General features: G+C 72.4%; 15 protein-coding genes. 5 read left to right on the forward strand and 10 right to left on the reverse strand.

Annotation, left to right across the window (positions count from 1 at the left end; all coding sequences use genetic code 11):
• A partial coding sequence (locus GA0115242_RS17780) for a serine/threonine-protein kinase (protein ID WP_141721624.1) occupies window positions 1-997 on the reverse strand: 997 nt, incomplete at its 3' end.
• Between the two features lie 225 nt (window positions 998-1,222).
• Here GA0115242_RS17780 and GA0115242_RS17785 point away from each other — a divergent pair.
• On the forward strand, window positions 1,223-2,266 hold the full coding sequence (locus GA0115242_RS17785) for a serine hydrolase domain-containing protein (protein ID WP_093829581.1): 1,044 nt from the start codon (window positions 1,223-1,225) through the stop codon (window positions 2,264-2,266).
• Between the two features lie 394 nt (window positions 2,267-2,660).
• Here GA0115242_RS17785 and GA0115242_RS17790 read toward each other — a convergent pair whose 3' ends face one another.
• Complete coding sequence (locus GA0115242_RS17790; RefSeq protein WP_093829583.1) at window positions 2,661-4,367, reverse strand: glycerol-3-phosphate dehydrogenase/oxidase; 1,707 nt, start codon at window positions 4,365-4,367, stop codon at window positions 2,661-2,663.
• A gap of 663 nt (window positions 4,368-5,030) precedes the next feature.
• On the opposite strand from GA0115242_RS17790, the gene GA0115242_RS17795 reads away from it, so the two are divergent.
• A complete protein-coding gene (locus tag GA0115242_RS17795; protein ID WP_093829585.1) occupies window positions 5,031-6,239 on the forward strand; it encodes a nucleotide sugar dehydrogenase in 1,209 nt (402 codons plus the stop codon).
• Between the two features lie 114 nt (window positions 6,240-6,353).
• On the opposite strand, the gene GA0115242_RS17800 is transcribed toward GA0115242_RS17795, so the two are convergent.
• The 4 genes from GA0115242_RS17800 to GA0115242_RS17815 form a co-directional block, all read right to left on the reverse strand.
• The gene (locus tag GA0115242_RS17800; RefSeq protein ID WP_093829587.1) at window positions 6,354-7,478 is read right to left on the reverse strand and encodes a GuaB3 family IMP dehydrogenase-related protein; all 1,125 of its coding nucleotides are present in this window, start codon (window positions 7,476-7,478) and stop codon (window positions 6,354-6,356) included.
• A gap of 199 nt (window positions 7,479-7,677) precedes the next feature.
• Window positions 7,678-9,180, reverse strand: coding sequence for an IMP dehydrogenase (guaB, locus tag GA0115242_RS17805; protein WP_093829589.1), 1,503 nt, complete (start codon window positions 9,178-9,180; stop codon window positions 7,678-7,680).
• A 186-nt stretch (window positions 9,181-9,366) separates the two neighbouring features.
• A complete protein-coding gene (locus GA0115242_RS17810; protein WP_093829591.1) occupies window positions 9,367-9,954 on the reverse strand; it encodes a sigma-70 family RNA polymerase sigma factor in 588 nt (195 codons plus the stop codon).
• Between the two features lie 265 nt (window positions 9,955-10,219).
• Window positions 10,220-10,831: a response regulator transcription factor gene (locus GA0115242_RS17815; protein ID WP_003948568.1), complete on the reverse strand. Its 612-nt coding sequence runs from the start codon at window positions 10,829-10,831 to the stop codon at window positions 10,220-10,222.
• A gap of 381 nt (window positions 10,832-11,212) precedes the next feature.
• On the opposite strand from GA0115242_RS17815, the gene GA0115242_RS17820 reads away from it, so the two are divergent.
• On the forward strand, window positions 11,213-11,542 hold the full coding sequence (locus GA0115242_RS17820) for a WhiB family transcriptional regulator (protein WP_093829593.1): 330 nt from the start codon (window positions 11,213-11,215) through the stop codon (window positions 11,540-11,542).
• Window positions 11,543-11,634: 92 nt separating this feature from the next.
• Here the strand turns inward: GA0115242_RS17820 and GA0115242_RS17825 are convergent, their stop codons facing one another.
• On the reverse strand, window positions 11,635-12,534 hold the full coding sequence (locus GA0115242_RS17825; protein ID WP_093829595.1) for a LysR family transcriptional regulator: 900 nt from the start codon (window positions 12,532-12,534) through the stop codon (window positions 11,635-11,637).
• A gap of 89 nt (window positions 12,535-12,623) precedes the next feature.
• Between GA0115242_RS17825 and GA0115242_RS17830 the strand changes: the two genes are divergently transcribed.
• Both GA0115242_RS17830 and GA0115242_RS17835 read left to right on the forward strand, forming a co-directional pair.
• A complete protein-coding gene (locus GA0115242_RS17830) occupies window positions 12,624-13,292 on the forward strand; it encodes an MOSC domain-containing protein (protein WP_093829597.1) in 669 nt (222 codons plus the stop codon).
• A gap of 59 nt (window positions 13,293-13,351) precedes the next feature.
• Window positions 13,352-14,125, forward strand: a complete 774-nt coding sequence (locus tag GA0115242_RS17835; protein WP_093829599.1) for an SDR family NAD(P)-dependent oxidoreductase — start codon at window positions 13,352-13,354, stop codon at window positions 14,123-14,125.
• A 142-nt stretch (window positions 14,126-14,267) separates the two neighbouring features.
• Here the strand turns inward: GA0115242_RS17835 and groL are convergent, their stop codons facing one another.
• From groL to GA0115242_RS17850, 3 genes are all read right to left on the reverse strand, one after another.
• Complete coding sequence (gene groL / locus GA0115242_RS17840; protein WP_093829601.1) at window positions 14,268-15,893, reverse strand: chaperonin GroEL; 1,626 nt, start codon at window positions 15,891-15,893, stop codon at window positions 14,268-14,270.
• Window positions 15,894-16,013: 120 nt separating this feature from the next.
• The gene (gene groES, locus GA0115242_RS17845; protein ID WP_019066754.1) at window positions 16,014-16,322 is read right to left on the reverse strand and encodes a co-chaperone GroES; all 309 of its coding nucleotides are present in this window, start codon (window positions 16,320-16,322) and stop codon (window positions 16,014-16,016) included.
• 224 nt (window positions 16,323-16,546) lie between these two features.
• Window positions 16,547-17,147 (reverse strand): polysaccharide deacetylase family protein (locus tag GA0115242_RS17850; protein ID WP_237549139.1); only part of this gene is annotated, 601 nt, incomplete at its 5' end.

Consider the following 17,147-nt stretch of genomic DNA (forward strand, 5'->3'; position numbering starts at 1 on the left):
CCGCCTTGCGCATCGACCGCAGCGCGCCGCGCAGCTTGTCCCCGGCCTCCTCGCCGCGCCTGCCGGACCGCTCACCCGGCTGCGCGGGCAGCGGCACCACGCGGGTCGCGTCCAGCGGCTCGGGCTCGGCCCGCCCGCGGTCGGGCGCGTGGAGCACCGCGTTGAGCATGGAGCGCGCACCGGCGTCGTCGAGCCGCTGCGCCGGGTCCTTGGTGAGCAGGCCGTAGATGACGTCCCGCAGCGGGCCCGCGTTCTTCGGCTCCTCCAGCGGCTCGGTCATCACCGCGGTGAGCGTCGCGATCGCGGAGCCCTTGTCGTACGGCGGGGCGCCCTCCACCGCCGCGTACAGCAGCCCGCCGAGCGACCAGAGGTCGGCCGCCGGTCCCGGCTTGTGCCCGCGCGCCCGCTCCGGCGAGATGTAGGACGGCGCGCCGACCAGCATCCCGGTCGAGGTGATCGACGGGTCGCCCTCGACCTGCGCGATACCGAAGTCGGTGAGCACCACCCGGTCGCTGCCGGACTCCAGCAGCACGTTGGACGGCTTCACGTCCCGGTGCAGGATGCCCTCACGGTGCGCCGAGCGCAGCACGTCGAGTATCGCGAGCCCGACCTGGGCGGCCCGCCTGGGTTCGAGCAGGCCGTCCTCCCGGATCACCTCGGCGAGCGACTTGCCCTCGACCAGCTCCATCACGATCCACGGCCGGTCGTCCTCCTCGACCACGTCGAAGACCGTCACCGCGCTGTTGTTGCGGATCCGCGCGATCGCCTTGGCCTCGCGCAGCGTCCGGGTGATCAGCCGGCGCTTCTCCTCGTCGTCGATGTTGGTCGGGAACCGCAGCTCCTTCACGGCGACCGTGCGGCCCAGGGTCTCGTCCTCGGCCCGCCAGACGGTGCCCATGCCGCCGCGGCCGAGCACTTCTCCCAACCGGTACCGCCCGGCGAGGAGACGTTCGCTCTTGTCCTGACGGGATGTCCCCGCCCGCTCCGCCTCCGACATGCGTCCCCTCATGCAACCCGCCCTGACAGAGCCTTCATTGTCTCTCACCCGACAAGTGCCCAACGCCCAGGGTGCCTCTGACGACGTCCCAGGCTCCGCGTGCCGCTCCCCGGCGCCCGGGAACCGGCGGACACCGCCCCGCGCTCCGGGGTATCGAACCCGGGTACCCCCCGATCGCTCCTGACACTCGCCCTGCATGATGGGCGCCACGAGGGAGGGGGCGCGATGACATCGTTTCGGACACTGCTGACTCTGGCCATGGCCTGCGCTCTGCTCGCGCTGACCCCCACCGCCTCGTCCGCCCCTGCCTCCCCGGCCGCGGACGCCCTCCTTCCGCTTCTCGTCGCACGCGGCGGCGCACGCGCCTCGGCCCTGCTTGCCCGCGAGGAGAGCGGCACGCACTACGCCCACGCCGGGCAGGGCATCGCGCGCGCCGACCACTTCCGCGCCGGGAGCATCACCAAGACGTTCATCGCCACCGTCGTCCTGCAACTGGCCGACGAACACCGGCTGTCGCTGTCCGACACCGTGGAGCGGCATCTGCCGGGGCTGGTGCGGGGAACGGGCAACGACGGCCGCGCGCTGACCCTGCGCGCCCTGCTCACCCACACCAGCGGGCTGCACGACTTCACCGCGGACACCGGTGGCCTCGTGCCCCTCACTCCGCTCCAGGCCGTCCGCCTGGCACTCACCCACCCTCCGGCCGACCGAGGCCGCTTCTCGTACTCGAACACCAACTACGTGCTGCTCGGCATGGTGATCCGGGCGGTCACCGGCGAGTCGTACGCCACCGAGGCCGAGCGCCGCATCATCGCTCCGCTGGGTCTGACGGGCACCTCCTTCCCCGGCTCCCGTACCGCGCTGCCCTCTCCGCACGGCCGTGCCTACGCCTCCGACGGGACCGACGTCACCGCTCTCGACCCGCGGGTGGCCGGGGCCGCGGGCGAGATGGTGACCACCCTCGCCGACCTGGACCGCTTCTACGCGGCGCTGCTCGGCGGTGAGCTGCTGACCCCGCACGGGCTGCGCGAGATGCGGGACACCCGGACCGCACACGGCGCGTACGGCATGGGCCTGTTCCCCGTGCGGCTCCCGTGCGGGGTCACGGTGTGGGGGCACAACGGCCGGATCACCGGCAGCTACGTGCGCACCGCGGCCACCGGGGACGGACGGCGTGTCCTCACCTTCCGGGTGAACACGGACGCGCTCGCAGACCCCGACCTCGAACCCCGGCTGCTCGCCGCCGAGTTCTGCCCTCGCAATCCGTAGAACGGCCGGGCCTCGCACGGAGATCCCGCTCCACGACACTCGTTCGAGTGATGTGCGGGGAGGGGGACGGAGGGGGAGGAGACGAAGCCCTGACCCGCGACCGGGCCCACCGGCCGAGCCGACCTTCTGACCGGGCCCACCGGCCCGCCCCTCCGTGCGGCGGGGACCCCTCCGAGGAACGCGTCGCGCGGCCCGGCCCTCCGTACAGCGCTCCCTCAAGTAGCGCGCCTTTCCGTGCAGCGGGTCGACTCGCGCAGCCCGCCCCTCCGTGCGGCGGGCCCCTCCACGCAGCCGCCCTTCCGCACGGCGGGCCCCTGTGCGGGAGGAGCCCGCCCGTCCCGCACAGGAGCCCCACCCACACAGGGGCCCCTCCCCCCGCCCGCTCCGTCCCGCGTCAGAGCGGCACGATGTCCGGTGCTCCCAGCCGGGCCGCGTCGGCCGTCAGGTCGTCCGGCTGGCGCTGGGACTCCCGCTCCGCCTCGACCCGCTTCTCGTAGTGCTCGACCTCGCGCTCGATCTGGTCCTTGTCCCAGCCCAGCACCGGTGCCATCAGTTCGGCCGCCTCACGGGCGCTGCGGGTGCCGCGGTCGAAGGTCTCGATGGAGATGCGGGTGCGCCGGGTCAGGACGTCGTCCAGGTGCCTGGCCCCCTCGTGCGAGGCGGCGTAGACGATCTCGGCCCGCAGATAGTCGTCCGCGGCGTGCAGCGGCTCGCCGAGCGCGGGGTCGGCGACGATCAGGTCGAGGACCTCCTCGGCCATCGAGCCGTACCGGTTCAACAGGTGCTCCACGCGCACCACATGGAGGCCGGTGCGGGCGGCGATCCGGGCCCGCGCGTTCCACAGCGCCCGGTACCCCTCGGCGCCGAGCAGCGGGACGTCCTCGGTGACGCACTCGGCGACCCGGGCGTCGAGCCCGTGCACCGCCTCGTCCACCGCGTCCTTGGCCATCACCCGGTACGTCGTGTACTTGCCGCCCGCCACCACGACCAGGCCGGGGACCGGGTGGGCGACGGTGTGCTCGCGCGACAGCTTGCTGGTGGCGTCGGACTCCCCGGCCAGCAGCGGACGCAGTCCGGCGTAGACGCCCTGCACGTCGTCGCGGGTGAGCGGCACGGAGAGCACGGCGTTCACGTGCTCCAGGAGGTAGTCGATGTCGGCGCTCGACGCGGCCGGGTGCGCCTTGTCGAGGTCCCAGTCGGTGTCGGTGGTGCCGACGATCCAGTGCCGCCCCCACGGGATGACGAAGAGGACGGACTTCTCGGTGCGCAGGATCAGACCGGTCGAGGAGTGGATGCGGTCCTTCGGGACGACCAGGTGGATGCCCTTGGAGGCACGGACGTGGAACTGGCCCCGTTCGCCGACCATGGCCTGGGTGTCGTCGGTCCACACCCCGGTCGCGTTGACGACCTGCCGGGCGCGGATCTCGTACTCGCCGCCCGCCTCGACGTCCTGCACGCGCGCGCCGACGACCCGCTCGCCCTCGCGCAGGAACCCGGTGACCCGGGCCCGGTTGGCGACCCTCGCGCCATAGGACGCCGCCGTGCGCACCAGGGTGGCGACGTAGCGGGCGTCGTCCATCTGCGCGTCGTAGTACTGGAGGGCACCGACCAGGGCGTCCTTCTTCAACGCGGGTGCGACCCGCAGCGCGTGACGGCGGCTCAGGTGCCGGTGCGTCGGCAGTCCGCGCCCGTGTCCGCGGGCCATGGACATGGCGTCGTAGAGGGCGACGCCGGAACCGGCGTAGAGGCGTTCCCAGCCCTTGTGCTGGAGCGGGTAGAGGAACGGGACCGGCTTGACCAGGTGCGGGGCGAGCCGTTCCAGGAGCAGCCCGCGCTCCTTGAGCGCCTCGCGGACGAGGGTGAAGTCCAGCATCTCCAGGTAGCGCAGGCCGCCGTGGATCAGCTTGCTCGACCTGCTGGAGGTGCCCGACGCCCAGTCGCGGGCCTCGACGAGCCCGGTCGACAGGCCGCGGGTCACCGCGTCCAGCGCGGTGCCCGCGCCGACCACGCCCGCGCCGACCACCAGCACGTCCAGTTCGCGCTCGGCCATGTCCGCCAAGGACTCGGCCCGCTGCTCCGGCCCCAGAGTCGCTGTCCTCACCGCTGCCTCCCGCTGTCGGTCGTGCCGGCCACGCCCGTCGGACGAGGCCCGGTCCCTCTCCCCCCTGCCCAGAATCTGACCTTCATGCGCCGCCGGGACCGGCCGCCACGCCCGCACCGTCCCGACACCACGACCCGCGCGCCCGCGCCCCGCACGACCGCCCACCACCACGGGCACCACCCGGCGCCCGAGCGCCCGAGCGCCACGGCCCCATCCCGCCGCCCGACCGCACCGCGCCACCCGCCGCGCCGCCGTGACCACCGCGCCGCCACCCGCCGCCCGACCGCGACGGCACACCGCCGCCCGCCCGGCCACGACCACAGCGCCGCAACCGAGCGCCCGGACATCACCGCGACGCATCCGCAACCGACCGCCCGGACATCACCGCGACGCACTCGCACCCGGACGGCCCGGCCGCCAGGGCCCGCACCCGGCCGCACCGACCCGCGCACCGCGTCCGTCCCAGTCTGACCTTCGTGCCCCGCTTCGGCCACCAGTCGCCCCCGGCCTGTGGACGACATTCGCGAGCCGCACGGAAAACACAGCCGACCAATCCCGCATATCGGTCATATTTACTCCTAGTCTGACATTGCGCTCGCTCGTTCTGTCCACACGGCTTGCGCACCCGCCCCGCTTCGGTTACTGGGAAGGACGGCCCACGCCATGCCCGCAGATCTCGCCGTCATCGGACTCGGCCCGTTCGGCCTGCCGCTGGCCCAGGCCGCCGTCGCAGCCGGCATCTCCACCCTCGGCTACCGGACCGGCCCCGAGCCCGGCTCGCTCAGCCCCGCCGAGCTGCGCCGCATGCTCTCGGGCGGCTTCCGGCACGCCACCGGACCCGCCGAACTGGGCCGGGTGCGGACGGCGGTCATCTGCGCGCCCACCCCGCGCGCGGCGGACGGCACGCTCGACCTGAGCCAGGTGGAGACCGCCGCGCGCACCCTCGCCGAGCGGATGCGCCCGCACACCACGGTGATCCTGGAGTCGCCGGTCCACCCCGGCACCACCGAGAACTTCCTGCGCCCCCTCCTGGAGGCGGGCTCGGGGCTCGTCGCGGGCCGCGACTTCCACCTCGCCTACTCGCCCAACCGGGTGGATCCGGGCAACCGGGAGTTCACCCCGGGCAACACGCCCAAGGTGATCGGCGGCCTCACCCCCGCCTGCACGGAGTCGGCCGCCGCCTTCTACGGACGGCTCACCGACAAGGTCGTCCGCGCGCGCGGACTGCGCGAGGCCGAGACCGTGCAGCTCCTGGAGACCAACTTCCGGCACGTCAACATCGCCCTGGTCAACGAGATGGCGGTGCTCTGCCACGACCTCGGCGTCGACCTCTGGGACGTCATCCGCTGCGCGGAGACCAAGCCGTTCGGCTTCCAGGCGTTCCGGCCGGGCCCCGGCGTCGGCGGCCACGGCGTCCCGCAGAACCTCACCGGCGGCCCCGGCCGCTCCCTGCGCATGGTCGAACTGGCCGAGCAGGTCAACAGCCAGATGCCCCGCTACGTCGTCCAGCGCGCCGCCGCCCTGCTGAACGAGCACGGCAAGTCGGCCCGGGGCGCGCGCGTGCTGCTCCTCGGCGTGACCTACAAGCCCGACCTCGGCGACCAGCGCGGCACGCCCGCGCGGGAGATCGCCGTCCGGCTGACGGAACTCGGCGCCGCGGTCAGCTACCACGACCCGCACGTGCCGTCCTGGAGCGTGCTGGAGCGCCCCGTGCCGCGCGTGGACTCGCTCTACGAGGCGGCGGCCGACGCGGACCTCACGATCCTGCTCCAGCACCACCGCACGTACGACCTCCAGGGCCTCTCGGTGAAGGCGCAGCTCCTCCTGGACACCCGGGGCACCACCCCGACCGGCGCGGCCCACCGCCTCTGACGGCGCCCGCCCCTCCCGGACAGCACGAAGGGCCCGTCCACCGACCGTGGACGGGCCCTTCGGCCGCCGTCTCCCCCGGACCGTCGCCCGTCCGGGGGGGGCAGGGTGCTGCTGCTACCGCATGTGGTGGCTGTCCGCGACGGTCACCTCGACCCGCTGGAACTCCTTCAGCTCGCTGTAGCCCGTGGTGGCCATGGCGCGGCGCAGGGCCCCGAAGAAGTTCATCGAGCCGTCCGGGGTGTGGGACGGGCCCGCGAGGACCTCCTCTATGGTCCCGACGGTGCCCAGGTCGACCTTCTTGCCGCGCGGCAGCTCCTCGTTGACGGCCTCCATGCCCCAGTGGTGCCCCTTGCCCGGCGCGTCCGTCGCGCGGGCCAGCGGGGAGCCCATCATGATGGCGTCCGCGCCGCAGGCGATGGCCTTGGGCAGGTCGCCGGACCAGCCGACCCCGCCGTCCGCGATCACGTGCACGTAGCGGCCGCCGGACTCGTCCATGTAGTCGCGGCGGGCCGCCGCGACGTCGGCGACGGCGGTGGCCATCGGCACCCGGATGCCCAGGACGTTGCGCGTGGTGTGCGCGGCGCCGCCGCCGAAGCCGACCAGGACACCGGCCGCGCCGGTCCGCATCAGGTGCAGGGCGGCGGTGTAGGTGGCGCAGCCGCCGACGATCACCGGGACGTCCAGCTCGTAGATGAACTGCTTGAGGTTCAGCGGCTCGTGCGCGCCGGAGACGTGCTCGGCGGAGACCGTCGTCCCGCGGATGACGAAGATGTCCACGCCCGCGTCGACGACGGCCTTGGAGAACTGGGCGGTGCGCTGCGGGGAGAGCGCGGCGGCCGTGACCACGCCGGAGTCGCGCACCTCCTTGATGCGCGCGCCGATCAGCTCCTCCTTGATGGGAGCCGCGTAGATCTCCTGGAGGCGGCGGGTGGCGGCCTCGGTGGGGAGCTCGGCGATCTCGTCGAGGAGCGGCTGCGGGTCCTCGTACCGGGTCCAGAGCCCTTCGAGGTTGAGCACGCCGAGGCCGCCCAGCTCGCCGATGCGGATGGCGGTGGCCGGGGAGACAACCGAGTCCATGGGGGCGGCCAGGAAGGGCAGGTCGAATCGGTAGGCGTCGATCTGCCAGGCGATCGAGACCTCCTTCGGGTCCCGCGTACGGCGGCTGGGGACGACGGCGATGTCGTCGAAGGCGTACGCCCGCCGCCCGCGCTTGCCGCGCCCGATCTCGATCTCAGTCACGTCTGTGGCCTTTCCCTGTTGCGTTTCAGCGTCTTCCAGTATTGCCGACGGGTACGACAAAGGCGGCCCCGGTGCCCCGGGGCCGCCCTCGGACGGGCCTCACGCGCGCGTACCCGCCGCCCTCCGGGTGACCGCGCGGGTCACCCGGCTCGCCTCCGCCGTCGGCAGGTTCGCCTCGTCGTGCGGGTGAGCGCGCGGATCACTTGTTGCTGTAGTTGGGCGCCTCGACCGTCATCTGGATGTCGTGCGGGTGGCTCTCCTTGAGACCGGCCGAGGTGATGCGCACGAAGCGGCCCTTGGACTCCATCTCCTCGATGGTGGCCGCGCCCACGTACCCCATGGTCTGGCGCAGACCGCCGACGAGCTGGTGCAGGACGTTGGCCAGCGGGCCGCGGTAGGGCACCTGGCCCTCGACGCCCTCGGGCACGAGCTTGTCGTCGGAGGCGACGTCGGCCTGGAAGTAGCGGTCCTTGGAGAAGGAGCGCCCCTGGCCGCGGGACTGCATCGCGCCGAGCGAGCCCATGCCGCGGTACGACTTGAACTGCTTGCCGTTGATGAACATCAGCTCGCCGGGCGACTCCTCGCAGCCGGCCAGGAGGCTGCCCAGCATCACGGTGTCGGCGCCGGCCGCGAGGGCCTTGCCGATGTCGCCCGAGTACTGCAGGCCGCCGTCGCCGATCAGCGGGATGCCGGCGGCGCGGGCCGCGAGGGACGCCTCGTAGATGGCGGTGACCTGCGGGACGCCGATCCCGGCCACCACGCGCGTGGTGCAGATCGAGCCGGGTCCGACGCCCACCTTGATGCCGTCGACACCGGCGTCGATGAGCGCCTGGGCGCCGTCCCGGGTGGCGACGTTGCCGCCGATCACGTCGACGGAGACGCTCGACTTGATCTTCGCCATCCAGCTGAGGGCGTTGCTGTTGTGGCCGTGCGAGGTGTCGACGACGAGGAAGTCGACGCCCGCCTCGGCCAGCGCCTGGGCGCGCTCCAGCGCCTCGGGGCTGGCGCCGACGGCCGCGCCGACCAGGAGCCGTCCCTCGGCGTCCTTGGCGGCGTTGGGGTACTTCTCCGCCTTGACGAAGTCCTTGACGGTGATCAGGCCCTTGAGGACCCCGGCCTCGTCGACCAGCGGGAGCTTCTCGATCTTGTGCTTGCGCAGCAGCTCCATCGCCTCGACGCCGGAGATGCCGACCTTGCCGGTGACCAGCGGCATCGGCGTCATGACCTCGCGGACCTGGCGCGAGCGGTCGCTCTCGAAGGCCATGTCGCGGTTGGTGACGATGCCCAGGAGCTTGCCCGCCGGGTCGGTGACCGGGACGCCGCTGATGCGGAACTTGGCGCAGAGCGCGTCGGCCTCGGCGAGGGTGGCCTCGGGGTGCACGGTGATCGGGTCGGTGACCATGCCGGACTCGGACCGCTTGACCAGGTCGACCTGGTTGACCTGGTCCTCGACCGAGAGGTTGCGGTGCAGCACGCCGACGCCGCCGAGGCGGGCCATCGCGATCGCCATGCGGGACTCGGTGACCTTGTCCATCGCCGCGGAGAGCAGCGGGATGTTGACCCGGACGTTGCGCGAGATGCGGGACGAGGTGTCGACCGCGTTGGGGAGCACCTCGGACGCTCCCGGCAGCAGCAGCACGTCGTCGTAGGTCAGCCCGAGTGTCGCGAATTTCCCGGGCACTCCGTCGACGTTTGCAGTCATGACACCTTCCCCAAATGGCCTTGATCGGTGCGGATGTCCATGCTAACGGGAAGCACGGTCGGCTCATTCCACGGTTCGGGACGGCCGACGGCTTCGTATCTTCGTACGGGAACGGCGCGCGGAGTGTTCACACCGGGGCGGTCGGCGCCTGTCCGGCGGGCCGACGGGGGCGCCGCGCGGCCGGGTTCACTGCTCGGCGAGGGCCCGCAGACGGCTCAGCGCGCGGTGCTGCGCGACCCGGACGGCGCCGGGTGACATTCCCAACATCTGGCCGGTCTCCTCGGCGGTGAGGCCGACGGCGATGCGCAGCAGCAGCAGCTCGCGCTGGTTCTCGGGGAGGTTGGCCAGGAGCTTCTTGGCCCACTCGGCGTCGCTGCTGAGCAGCGCGCGCTCCTCGGGGCCGAGCGAGTCGTCGGGCCGCTCGGGCATCTCGTCGGACGGCACCGCGGTGGAGCCGGGGTGGCGCATCGCGGCCCGCTGGAGGTCGGCGACCTTGTGCGCGGCGATGGCGAAGACGAACGCCTCGAAGGGGCGGCCGGTGTCCTTGTAGCGCGGCAGCGCGAGCAGGACGGCGACGCAGACCTCCTGCGCGAGGTCCTCCACGAAGTGGCGGGCGTCGCCCGGCAGCCGGGAGAGCCGGGTGCGGCAGTAGCGCAGCGCCAGGGGGTGGACGTGGGCCAGCAGATCGTGGGTGGCCTGCTCGTCTCCGTCGACGGCGCGGTGGACGAGTGCACCGATGGCCCCTGCGGCTCTGGCCGCCTCGTCGTCGCGCATCGGTCCATGGTGCCTTGCGGCGGCGGGCTCCGCGGCACCGCGCCCGTTGTTGTGCACCGAAGCGTTATGAGCAGGTGCGCCGGCACTCATCCCCTGCGCCCTCCCCTTCCGCTCGACCGACTCGTCCCCGAGAGACTCCACGACTCAAGGATGCGGCATCCGCGGCGAAACGAGCAGCGGGCGCCCGGCGGGACCGCTCACGGATCCCGCCAACCGGATGACGGGCGGGGGTGCAGGCACCCCCGCCACCGTGCGTCTGACGACGTCAGCGGACCAGGCCCCAGCGGAAGCCGAGCGCGACCGCGTGGGCGCGGTCCGACGCGCCCAGCTTCTTGAACAGGCGTCGCGCGTGGGTCTTCACGGTGTCCTCGGAGAGGAACAGTTCACGGCCGATCTCCGCGTTGGAGCGGCCGTGGCTCATCCCTTCGAGGACCTGGATCTCGCGCGCCGTGAGGGTGGGCGCGGCGCCCATCTCGGCGGAGCGCAGGCGGCGCGGGGCGAGCCGCCAGGTCGGGTCGGCGAGGGCCTGCGTGACGGTCGCGCGCAGTTCCGCGCGCGAGGCGTCCTTGTGCAGGTAGCCCCGGGCCCCGGCGGCGACCGCGAGGGCCACTCCGTCGAGGTCCTCGGCGACCGTGAGCATGATGATGCGCGCACCGGGGTCCGCGGACAGCAGGCGCCGGACGGTCTCGACGCCGCCCAGTCCGGGCATGCGTACGTCCATCAGAATCAGGTCCGAGCGGTCGGCCCCCCAGCGGCGGAGGACTTCCTCGCCGTTGGCCGCGGTCGTCACGCGCTCGACGCCGGGCACGGTCGCGACAGCGCGGCGGAGCGCTTCTCGGGCAAGCGGGGAGTCGTCGCAGACGAGGACGGATGTCATGGCCGCCCTCCGCAGCTGATGCACGTCACCTTGAGCCTCCAGGCTGGTACGGAATCGTCACCTGTGCGGTCGACCGTCTCGGACGCCTGCCCGAGCGCTTTGCTGATTCAACCGCCTCGGCACTCTCAACGACGGTCACTCGAAAGAGTTACGGGGCCGTGAGCCATCTTCGGCACTCTACGTGAGGGGGCGGACACGGTGGAGTCACGAGCGGCCAACCCTCAACGTTTCATCACAACCATGCCCCATTTAGACCCTTTTCTTCCCATCTGCGGGTGTCTGAGGCTAGATTCGCTATGAGTCATATTTTCATCTCCTTAGATAGTAGATATACGGTCGTGGGCACCGTATCCGCTCAGCACGGCTACAAGGGGTCACGTAATGGCAGATTTCTCCCGCCTTCCAGGGCCGAACGCGGACCTGTGGGACTGGCAGCTCCTGGCTGCCTGCCGTGGAGTGGACAGCTCGCTCTTCTTCCATCCCGAGGGTGAGCGCGGCGCGGCCCGGAGCGCTCGCGAGAACTCGGCCAAGGAGGTCTGCATGAGGTGCCCGGTCCGCGCGCAGTGCGCGGCGCACGCGCTGGCGGTCAGGGAGCCGTACGGCGTGTGGGGCGGCCTGACCGAGGACGAGCGCGAGGAACTCATGGGACGGGCGCGCAACCGCCTGGTGACCGCGTCGGCCCCGACGGGCGACACCGTCTCGAACAACTGAAGGAACGTTTCTTCACACACGGTGCGCGGCGCCTTCACCACCCCGCCCGCGCTCCCCCGCCCTCCGCTGCCCCGCTCACCCGCTCCCCCGGCTCACCGGTCCGCGGCGTGTCCCAGCTCCCGCAGGGTCGCCGCGACCGCCGGGACCTGGGCCAGGTCGGGCAGGGTCAGGGCGACGATCTCGCGCCGCACGGCCGGCTCCAGGGCCAGGACGCGCGCGTGCCGGGGCCGCACCGACTCCAGGGCGAGCTGCGGCAGGACGGCGACGCCGAGACCGGCGCCGACCAGGCCGACCACGGCCGGGTAGTCGTCGGTCGCGAAGTCGATGCGCGGGGTGAACCCGGCCTCCGCGCAGACCTCCACGAGGCGGCCGCGGCAGCGCGGGCACCCGGCGATCCACGGCTCCTCGGCGAGTTCCCCGATGGCGACGGGGCCGGACCGCGCGGCGAGCCGGTGCCGCTCGGGCACCAGTCCCACCAGGCGGTCGGTCAGCAGCGGCCGCACCACCAGGTCGTCCCACTCCTCGGCGCCCGGCGCGCCCGGGTACCGGAAGGCCAGCGCCACGTCGCACTCGCCCTCGCGGAGCATCTCGACGGAGGCCGGGGGCTCGGCCTCCTCCAGGGAGACCCGGGTGCCGGGGTGCGCGGCGCGCAGAGCGGCGAGCGCGGCGGGCACCAGCGCGGAGCTGCCGCTCGGGAACGACACCAGGCGCACCCGTCCGGCGCGCAGGCCCGCGATGGCGGCGACCTCCTCCTCGGCCGCGGTGAGCCCGGCGAGGATGCCGCCCGCGTGCCGCACCAGGGCCTCGCCCGCCTGCGTCAGCCGCATCTCGCGCCCGCCGCGCACCAGCAGCGGGGTGCCCACGGAGGCTTCGAGCGCCTTCATCTGCTGGCTGACGGCGGGCTGGGTGCAGCCGAGCCTGCGCCCGGCCGCCGAGAAGGAACCGGTGGCGGCGACGGCCCGCAGGACCCGCAGATGGCGTGCTTCGATCATTCTGGAAGGGTACTGAAGATAAGAGATCCTTTGACGCGACGATGATAAACGCGTCGACACTTTGACCTCTGGTCGCCTACCGTGCCCTCATGAAGCTGCTGTCCGTGAACCTCGGCCGCGCCCGGCACCTCCCCTACACCGACCCCGCGGTGGGCGTGTCCGGCATCGACAAGCGCCCGGTGGAGGGCCCGGTGCGGGTCGCCGCGCCCGGCGCGAAGGGCGTCGCGGGCAGCGGACTCGCCGGGGACGCGGTGTGCGACCTGCGCCACCACGGCGGGGACGACCAGGCGGTGTACGCCATGGCCCGCGAGGACCTGGACGACTGGGAGCGCGAGCTGGGACGCACCCTGCCCAACGGCGTCTTCGGGGAGAACCTCACCACCGCGGGCGTCGAGGTGTCCGGCGCGCTGATCGGCGAGCGCTGGCGGATCGGCTCCGCGGTGCTCCTGGAGGTGACGAGCGGGCGCATCCCGTGCCGCACCTTCCAGGGCCACGTGGGGGAACAGGGCTGGGTGCGGCGCTTCACGCGGAAGGGGGCGCCGGGGGCGTACCTGCGGGTGATCGAGCCGGGCGAGATCCGCGCGGGCGATCCCGTCGAGGTCGTGGAGCGGCCGGGCCACGACGTCACCGTGGCGCTCCAGTTCCGCGCGTCGACGACCGAACGCGAGCTGCTGCCGCGGCTGTTGGCGGCCGGTGCGGCACTGCACCCGGAGGCCGCGCTGGCGGCGCGGACCTACCTGGAGAAGCACGGCCGCTGACCGCGCGTCAGGGATGAGACGGGAGCGGGGCCGACCGGTCCGGTAACTACGCTTGGGCCATGACAACGGCTCTGATTACGGGATCGACCGCGGGCATCGGCGCCGCGTTCGCACGGCGGCTGGCGGCCGACGGGCACAACCTGGTGCTCGTCGCCCGGGACACCGGGCGGCTGCGGGACCAGGCGACCGAGCTGCACGACCGGCACGGCATCGAGGCGGAGGTGCTGACCGCCGACCTGGCCACGGACGAGGGCATCGAGTCCGTCGCCGCCCGGGTGTCGGACCGCAGGAGCCCGGTCGACCTGCTGATCAACAACGCGGGCTTCGGCAACAGGGGCCGCTATCTCGACGTCCCGATGGCCGACGAGCTGCGGATGCTCAAGGTGCACTGCGAGGCGGTGCTGCGGCTGACCTCGGCGGCGACGGAGGCGATGCGCGAGCGCGGGCGCGGGGGCGTGGTGAACGTCTCCTCGGTCTCCGCGTTCGTGCCGCGCGGGACGTACGGCGCCTCCAAGGCGTGGGTCGTGCAGTTCACGCAGGGCGCGGCGAAGGACCTCGCGGGCAGCGGGGTGCGGCTGATGGCGCTCTGTCCGGGCTTCGTGCGCACCGAGTTCCACGAGCGGGCCGGGATGGGCACCGACAACATCCCGGGCTGGATGTGGCTGGACGCGGACAAGGTCGTCGCGGCGGGGCTCCAGGACCTGGCGCGGGGCAGATCGCTGTCGATCCCGGACCCGCGGTACAAGGCGCTGATGGGGATGGTGAAGGTGACGCCCAACGCCCTGCTGGGCGGGATCACCTCACGGACGGGCCGCAAGTACGGGCCGCAGTGACGGCGTCGTCGTCCGCCGGGGAGCGGACGGGCCCCGGCGGACCCGGGGAAGCGGTCGGGCGCGGCGGCGACCGCGACGACCCGCACAGCCCGAAGGCCCGGCACCCTCGTGGGGTGCCGGGCCTTCGGCGCTGACGCTCGGGTCAGTGGGAGTGACCGTGGCCGTGACCGGCCGCGGCGGGCTCCTCCTCTTCCTTCTTCTCGACGACCAGGGTCTCGGTCGTCAGCAGCAGGGAGGCGATGGAGGCCGCGTTCTCCAGGGCGGAGCGGGTGACCTTGACCGGGTCGATGACACCGGCCTTGACCAGGTCGCCGTACTCGCCGGTGGCCGCGTTGAAGCCCTGGCCCTTGTCCAGCTCGGCGACCTTGGAGGTGATGACGTAACCCTCGAGGCCGGCGTTCTCGGCGATCCAGCGCAGCGGCTCGACGGCGGCCCTGCGGACCACGGCGACACCGGTGGCCTCGTCGCCGGACTTGCCGAGGTTGTCCTCCAGGACCTTCACGGCGTGGACGAGCGCGGAGCCACCGCCGGAGACGATGCCCTCCTCGACCGCGGCGCGGGTGGCGGAGATGGCGTCCTCGAGGCGGTGCTTCTTCTCCTTCAGCTCCACCTCGGTGGCGGCGCCGACCCGGATCACGCACACGCCGCCGGCCAGCTTCGCGAGGCGCTCCTGGAGCTTCTCGCGGTCCCAGTCGGAGTCCGTGTTCTCGATCTCGGCCTTGATCTGCTTGACGCGGCCGGAGACCTCGTCGGAGTCGCCGCCACCGTCGACGATGGTGGTGTCGTCCTTGGTGATGGTGACGCGGCGGGCGGTGCCGAGCACGTCGAGACCGACCTGGTCGAGCTTGAGGCCGACCTCCTCGGCGATGACCTGACCACCGGTGAGGGTGGCGATGTCGCCGAGCATGGCCTTGCGGCGGTCGCCGAAGCCGGGGGCCTTGACCGCGACGGCGTTGAACGTGCCGCGGATCTTGTTCACGACCAGGGTCGACAGGGCCTCGCCCTCGACGTCCTCGGCGATGATCAGCAGCGGCTTCGAGGCGCCGGACTGGATGACCTTCTCCAGGAGCGGCAGCAGGTCCTGGATCGAGGAGATCTTGCCCTGGTGGATCAGGATGTACGGGTCGTCGAGGACGGCCTCCATACGCTCCTGGTCGGTCACCATGTACGGGGACAGGTAGCCCTTGTCGAAGGCCATGCCCTCGGTGAAGTCCAGGTCGAGCCCGAAGGTGTTGGACTCCTCGACGGTGATGACACCGTCCTTGCCGACCTTGTCCATCGCCTCGGCGATCAGCTCGCCGACCTGGGCGTCCTGCGCGGAGAGCGCGGCCACGGCGGCGATGTCGGACTTGTCGTCGATCGGGCGGGCGGTCGCGAGGAGCTCCTCGGAGACGGCCTTGACCGCGGCGTCGATGCCCTTCTTCAGGAGGGCGGGCGACGCGCCGGCGGCGACGTTCTTCAGGCCCTCGCGGACCAGCGCCTGGGCGAGCACGGTGGCGGTGGTGGTGCCGTCACCCGCGATGTCGTTGGTCTTGGTCGCCACCTCCTTCACGAGCTGCGCGCCGAGGTTCTCGTACGGGTCCTCGACCTCGACCTCACGGGCGATGGTGACGCCGTCGTTGGTGATGGTGGGGGCGCCGAACTTCTTGTCGATGACGACGTTGCGGCCCTTGGGGCCGATCGTCACCTTGACCGTGTCGGCAAGCTTGTTGACGCCGCGCTCGAGGGCGCGACGGGCGTCCTCGTCGAACTTCAGGATCTTCGCCATGACAGCGTGAGCCCTCTCGAAAAATGGGGTTTATGTGACTGCGCCCCCGGCGCCCGGCTGATTGGTGATCGCGGGATCCGGGGGCGCAGCGGTGAGCAACTGTTCAGTGCTCGGGGTGAACTACTTCTCGATGATCGCGAGCACGTCGCGGGCCGAGAGGACGAGGTACTCCTCGCCGCTGTACTTCACCTCGGTGCCGCCGTACTTGCTGTACAGCACGATGTCGCCGGTCTTGACGTCGAGCGGCAGGCGCTCGCCGTTCTCGAAGCGCCCGGGGCCAACGGCCAGGACGACGCCCTCCTGGGGCTTCTCCTTGGCGGTGTCCGGGATGACCAGGCCAGAGGCCGTGGTCTGCTCGGCGTCCAGCGGCTGGACCACAATGCGGTCCTCGAGCGGCTTGATGGCAACCTTGGAGCTGGTGGTCGTCACGATCCGACCTCCCCCTTCGGAGATCTCACGGGGTTAACTGTCTGAGGTGGCGACCAGGTCGATCCGTCGTCGCGGGTGCCGGACCTGCCCGTCGCTTCTTGGCACTCTCCAGTGGGGAGTGCCAGGCCCGAGACTATGACCGCGATTAGCACTCGGTCAAGCGGAGTGCCAATTACGTCCGATGGGCGCGGCGTCGGCGGCCGTCCGGAGCGGGTCCCGGCGGGCTACAGGTAGTCCTCCAGGCGCCCCACGGCCAGCCGCCGCCGCTGGGCCTCGCGCAGGACCCGCGTGGTGCGTTCGCGCAGGGTCAGGGCTGCGGTCTCGCCGGAGGCGAGGGAGACGACGTCGCCGGGGCGCAGCCGGTGCCCGCCCCCGCCGTAGGTGAGGCTGCCGTCGCCCTCGGCGGCGGCCCGCCACAGGACCAGCGCGGCGACCCCGCAGCGGGCGGCGGCCCGCAGGGTGGTGCGGTCGAAGGCGCCGTAGGGCGGGCGGAAGAGGCGCGGGCGCTGGCCGAAGCGGGAGCGGAGCTTGTCCTGCTGGCCGCAGATCTCGGCGCGCTGACCGGCGTAGGGCAGTCCGCGCAGGGCGGGGTGGTCGAGGGTGTGGTTCTGGATGGAGGCGCCGACCGCCTGGAGGCGGGCGAAGTGGCCGTAGCCGGGTCCGACGACGCTGTCGGTGAGGAACATGCTGACGGGCAGCCGCAGTTCGCGGACCATGTCGACGAAGCGCGGGTCCTTCTCGGCGCCGTCGTCGTAGGTCAGGAAGACGACCCGGTCGCGGGTCCGGACGCGGGAGACGACCGGGGGCAGGCCGAGGCCCGCCGCG

It is taken from the genome of Streptomyces sp. SolWspMP-5a-2 (genome assembly GCF_900091845.1).
Lineage (GTDB): Bacteria > Actinomycetota > Actinomycetes > Streptomycetales > Streptomycetaceae > Streptomyces > Streptomyces doudnae.

Bases quoted from the DNA above. Each gene is read 5' to 3' on its own strand.
- GA0115242_RS17785 (WP_093829581.1), top strand. From the start codon at position 1,223: ATGACATCGTTTCGGACACTGCTGACTCTGGCCATGGCCTGCGCTCTG.
- GA0115242_RS17795 (WP_093829585.1), top strand. From the start codon at position 5,031: ATGCCCGCAGATCTCGCCGTCATCGGACTCGGCCCGTTCGGCCTGCCG.
- guaB (WP_093829589.1), bottom strand. From the start codon at position 9,180: ATGACTGCAAACGTCGACGGAGTGCCCGGGAAATTCGCGACACTCGGG.
- GA0115242_RS17810 (WP_093829591.1), bottom strand. From the start codon at position 9,954: ATGCGCGACGACGAGGCGGCCAGAGCCGCAGGGGCCATCGGTGCACTC.
- GA0115242_RS17815 (WP_003948568.1), bottom strand. From the start codon at position 10,831: ATGACATCCGTCCTCGTCTGCGACGACTCCCCGCTTGCCCGAGAAGCG.
- GA0115242_RS17820 (WP_093829593.1), top strand. From the start codon at position 11,213: ATGGCAGATTTCTCCCGCCTTCCAGGGCCGAACGCGGACCTGTGGGAC.
- GA0115242_RS17825 (WP_093829595.1), bottom strand. From the start codon at position 12,534: ATGATCGAAGCACGCCATCTGCGGGTCCTGCGGGCCGTCGCCGCCACC.
- GA0115242_RS17830 (WP_093829597.1), top strand. From the start codon at position 12,624: ATGAAGCTGCTGTCCGTGAACCTCGGCCGCGCCCGGCACCTCCCCTAC.
- GA0115242_RS17835 (WP_093829599.1), top strand. From the start codon at position 13,352: ATGACAACGGCTCTGATTACGGGATCGACCGCGGGCATCGGCGCCGCG.
- groL (WP_093829601.1), bottom strand. From the start codon at position 15,893: ATGGCGAAGATCCTGAAGTTCGACGAGGACGCCCGTCGCGCCCTCGAG.